The sequence below is a fragment of the Actibacterium sp. genome (assembly GCF_041584535.1).
Classification (GTDB): domain Bacteria; phylum Pseudomonadota; class Alphaproteobacteria; order Rhodobacterales; family Rhodobacteraceae; genus Actibacterium_D.
The window spans coordinates 1-4666 of the sequence record NZ_JBFHDW010000216.1; the positions used below are offsets into that span (position 1 = coordinate 1).

General features: G+C 63.0%; 6 protein-coding genes and 1 tRNA gene. All 7 read right to left on the reverse strand.

Annotation, left to right across the window (positions count from 1 at the left end; genetic code table 11):
- A partial coding sequence (locus tag ABYW26_RS10795; RefSeq protein ID WP_372604860.1) for a histidinol dehydrogenase occupies positions 1 to 208 on the reverse strand: 208 nt, incomplete at its 3' end.
- Between the two features lie 60 nt (positions 209 to 268).
- Positions 269 to 745, reverse strand: a complete 477-nt coding sequence (locus tag ABYW26_RS10800; protein WP_372604861.1) for a DUF2948 family protein — start codon at positions 743 to 745, stop codon at positions 269 to 271.
- Complete coding sequence (murA, locus tag ABYW26_RS10805; RefSeq protein WP_372604862.1) at positions 742 to 2013, reverse strand: UDP-N-acetylglucosamine 1-carboxyvinyltransferase; 1272 nt, start codon at positions 2011 to 2013, stop codon at positions 742 to 744. Before murA ends, ABYW26_RS10800 begins: the two co-directional genes overlap by 4 nt.
- An 11-nt stretch (positions 2014 to 2024) precedes the next feature.
- Positions 2025 to 2165: a hypothetical protein gene (locus tag ABYW26_RS10810; RefSeq protein WP_372604863.1), complete on the reverse strand. Its 141-nt coding sequence runs from the start codon at positions 2163 to 2165 to the stop codon at positions 2025 to 2027.
- 85 nt (positions 2166 to 2250) lie between these two features.
- Positions 2251 to 2325, reverse strand: a tRNA-Thr gene (locus ABYW26_RS10815).
- Between the two features lie 80 nt (positions 2326 to 2405).
- A complete protein-coding gene (locus ABYW26_RS10820) occupies positions 2406 to 4298 on the reverse strand; it encodes an acyl-CoA synthetase (RefSeq protein WP_372604864.1) in 1893 nt (630 codons plus the stop codon).
- 109 nt (positions 4299 to 4407) lie between these two features.
- Positions 4408 to 4666, reverse strand: a 259-nt coding sequence (locus ABYW26_RS10825) for a LysM peptidoglycan-binding domain-containing protein (RefSeq protein WP_372604865.1), incomplete at its 5' end; no start/stop codon positions are given.

The following is a 4666-nucleotide window of genomic DNA, read 5'->3' on the forward strand; positions in this document are numbered from 1 at the left end:
GGCTAAAGGCCAGCGTTTCGGGCGTCAGCTGCAGCCGGTCGAATTTCGCGGTCAGATCAATCACCGCCGCATCGCCCCGCGCCCGCACATCGGCGATGATCGCCGCTACGGCGTCATCGACATCGGGGCTGTCTTCACGCTTGGCGCCCAGAAGCGTGACAAAGGCGGTTTCGAAATCGGTGTCGTTGGTATCAAGAAACTGCGGCATCGGTGTCTCCTTGGGCCAAGCACATAGCCGCCCCCCGTCACGGGCTCAAGACCTGTTGCTTTATCCGTGATCCGGCGCCTTGCCCGACGGGGCGACATAGGGCCGGGTGACGTCACGCAGCGTGGCGTTGACGCAATCGACCTCAAGCGCGATCGCGCCATCCCCGGCCAGCGTCAGGGTCACCGTGCCGGCGCCATCCTCGCCCGGCTCGAACGCCAGCGCCAGCAGCGACAACACAGTGTCCGTGTCGCCCCGGTCAATGCCCTGACTGCGCACTGCGGCCACATCGTCAAACGCCAGAACCGATTGCACACGCTCGAACGCGCGGCCGCGGCGTTCGGCGGCAAGCCGGTCTTCCCAGCGAAAGCGGTTCAACAGCAGGGCAAAGCGCCGCTCGCGCGGGCGATAGGTCATTTCACCGATCGGGAACACCGCGTCCTGCGTCAGGCTGGACAACACCCGCAGGTCATCGGCATCCGCCGCGCTGAGATACAGCGGGTGATCGCCCGCGTCTTCGAACCGTGCGTCGTTGCTCATCCGCCTTTGACCCGCTCGATACGAGCGCCACAGGCGCTCAGTTTCTCTTCGACATGCTCATAGCCGCGATCCAGATGATAGACCCGGCTGACCACAGTTTCGCCCTCGGCCGCCAGCGCCGCAAGGATCAGCGACACCGAGGCCCGCAGGTCGGTCGCCATCACCGGCGCGCCTTTCAGGCGGTCGACCCCGGTCACGGTGGCGTGGCCGCCATGCACGTCAATTTTGGCGCCCATGCGGATCAGTTCGGGCGCATGCATAAACCGGTTTTCGAAAATGGTTTCTTCCAGAACGCTGGTGCCATCGGCGGTGCAGAGCAGCGCCATCATCTGGGCCTGCAGATCGGTGGGGAAGCCGGGGAAAGGCTCAGTCACCACATTCACCGCGCGCACCCGGTCGGCGCGGCGGCTGACCTTCAGGCCGCGGGCGGTTTCCTCGACGTTGATCCCGGCCTCGTCCAGCTTTTCAGCAAAGGCCGCGACCAGATCCAGACGGCCGCCAAGGCATTCGATGGTGCCGCCGGTAAAGGCCGGGGCCAGCATATAGGTGCCCAGCTCAATCCGGTCAGTGACCACCGGGTGCGTCGCGCCATGCAGGCGATCAACGCCCTGAATGGTCAGGGTGCTGGTGCCCTCGCCCTCGATCTGGGCGCCCATCTTGCGCAGGCATTGCGCCAGATCGACGATCTCGGGCTCGCGCGCGGCGTTTTTCAGAACCGTCGTGCCCTTGGCCAGCGTTGCCGCCATCAGCGCGTTTTCGGTCGCGCCGACCGAGACGAAGGGGAATTCGAACGTGCCGCCGCGCAACCCGCCCAGCGGCGCCTTGGCGTGGACATAACCGTCGCGCAGGTCCAGCTCGGCGCCCATGGCCTCAAGCGCCTTGAGATGCAGATCGACCGGCCGCGCCCCGATAGCACAGCCCCCCGGCAGCGACACGACCGCATGGCCATCACGCGCCAGCATCGGTCCCAGCACCAGAATCGAGGCGCGCATCTTGCGCACGATGTCATAATCGGCGGTGTGGTTGTTCAGATCGTGGCTGGACATCGCCAGAACCTGACCGCCCTGCATCCGGGTGACCTCGGCCCCCAGCGATTGCAGCAATTCAGTCATGGTCTTGATGTCCGACAGGCGCGGCGCATTGGTCAGGGTCAGCGGTTCATCCGACAACAGCGTCGCCGGCATCAGCGTCAGACAAGCGTTTTTCGCCCCTGCGATCGGGATTTCGCCGTTCAGCTCGGCCCCGCCTTGAATAACGATCGAATCCATCTGCCTGCCCTTTATTCCGCGTCGTCTACAGCCTTGCGCGCACGCGCCTGTTGCTTGCGCCGGGCCAGATTGGCCTTGAGCGCCTGCTTGAGCCGGTCTTCGCGGCTGATCGCCGGTTTCGCGGGCTTGGGCTTACGAGGCTTGTCACTCATGCGCATTCTCTAACCCAGAGGGCCAGACCCGTCCAGTAACGCAATGCAGGCCCCAAGGGGCAAATCCGGTAAAATGAATGAGGGATGGTGCTGCTGGAGAGAATTGAACTCTCGACCTCTCCCTTACCAAGGGAGTGCTCTACCTCTGAGCTACAGCAGCAGTGGGGCGTCGTTTACCGCCCCGACCTGCCGCCTGCAAGCCCCTTTTTTATCCCTCGGGTCGGAAAATGTGATTTCCGCTCAGGCCCATTCCCAAGGCCGGGTGAATTGCCCCAGCAACTCGGTGACGGCGGCCTCGTCCACGTCGCCGGTGCGGGTCAGATAGGCGACCAGACCGCGCTTTTTGTCCTCGACGACCGAGGTCACCTGTGCCGCCAGACCGGCCTTGGCCAGTGCGGCGTTATAGACCCGCTTGATCGCGCGTTTGCGCAGGTCGGGCTTGAACACCTTGCCGACCGCTGTTTTCGGCAATTCGTCCAAAATCTCGATATGTTTCGGGAAAGCGGCGCGTTCGTGAATATGCACCTCGGCATAGTCCATCAACTCGTCCGGGGTGACGTTGCCTCCGGCGACCAGTTCGACATAGGCGCAGGGCAATTCGCCGGCAAACGCATCGGGCTGGCCGATCGCGCCAACAAAGGCGACCGCCGGGTGCCCGGCCAGCGCCTCTTCGATCTCGGCGGGGTCGATATTATGGCCGCCACGAATGATCAGATCCTTGGCCCGCCCGGTGATATAGAGATAACCGTCGGCATCAAGCCGCCCCAGATCGCCCGTGCGCAAGTATATCCCGTCTACGAACAGGCCGGCATTCTTTTCGGTCTCGGTATAGGTCGCCCCGGCAAAGACGCCGGGGTTGGCGACGCAAATCTCGCCGATCTCATCGACGCCGCATTCCTTGGCCACGTTGCCCGCCGCGTCGGTTTGCAGGATGCGCACTTTCGTATGCGGGAACGGAATGCCGACCGAGCCGATCTTTTTATCGCCCTCAGGCGGGTTCACCGAAACAAGACAGGTGGCCTCGGTCAGGCCATAGCCTTCGATGATCTGCACGCCAGTGGCGGCCTCGAACCGTTTATAAAGCTCAAGCGGCAGCGGAGCAGACCCCGAGAACGCGCCGCCCAGCGAAGAGATATCGGCATTCACCGGCCGCTGCATCAGCGCCGCAATCGCGGTGGGCACGGTGATGATGAAGGTGATCTTCCAGCGTTCGATCAGTTTCCAGAAATTGTCGAACACCCCGTCGCCGCGATACCCGGCAGGCGTGGGAAACACCACATGCGCGCCCGAGGCGATGGCGGACATCATCGTCGGATAGGCGGCAAAGACGTGGAACAGTGGCAAGGGGCAGATCAGCACGTCCTGCTCGGTAAACAGCAACTCGCGCCCCAACCAGCCGTTATAGATCATACCCGAGAATTTATGCTGCGCCACCTTGGGCATCCCCGTCGTGCCGCCGGTATGGAACAGCGCGGCGACACGGTCTTCGGTGCCTTCCGTAAAGGTCAGCGCATCGGCGCGTTCGCGGGCCAGTTCGGCGTTGAAATCCAGCACATCGGCGTGGTGCCTGTCATAGGTCTTGGGCCGCAGGAACGGCACGATCCAGCTTTTCGGCGGGGTGAGATAGCGCAGAAGATCGACCTCAAGCACCGTCGTCACGCCGGGCGCGTGCTTCACCGCCTCGGCCACTTTCTGGGCGATGTCGGATTTGGGAAAGGATTTAAGCGTGACCACCACCTTGGCGCCGGTTTCCCGCAGGATGGCGGCGATCTGTTCGGGTTCAAGCAGCGGGTTGATCGGATTGACCTTGCCTGCCGTGGCCCCGCCCAGAAGCGCGATCAGCGTCTCATTGGAGTTGGGCAGCAGATAGGCCACCACGTCTTCCTCGCCCACGCCAAGGCGACGGAACAGGTTGGCGGCCTGCGTCACCTTACCAAGCAAGGCGCGCCAGGTCAGGGTCTCGGCCTTGTCCTTGACCCCAGAGAACATCTGGAACGTCACCGCATTGCGGTCAGGATATTTGGCCACCGTCTGCGACAGGAACTGATAGAGGGTGACTGGCAGTCCCAGATCCCCCCATGCCGCGCGGGCCTCGATAGCGTTGCGGTCGGCAACCGATGCAAATCTTCCCATGATCTCCTCCCTTCAGCGGCCTCTTTTGGGCCGTCCGTTCCTTTGAATGTGGGAGGAAAACGGGGACAGGGCAAGCCATGCCCCCGAAAATCGCGGCGTCAAGTCCGGCTTAGGCCTGCGGGATGCGCAGCACCTGACCGGGATAGATCTTGTCCGGGTCGGTCAGCATCGGCTTGTTGGCCTCGAAGATTTCCGGGTAACGCGCGCCGCTGCCCAGCGTTTTTTCCGCGATTTTCCACAGGTTGTCGCCTTTGACCACGGTGTGAAACACCGGATCGCCGCCGGTGACGTTATCCTCGACCGCGGCCACGCCTTCGATGTTGCCAACGGCCAGAATGACCTTTTCCTTGATTTCCTGGCTGATCGCA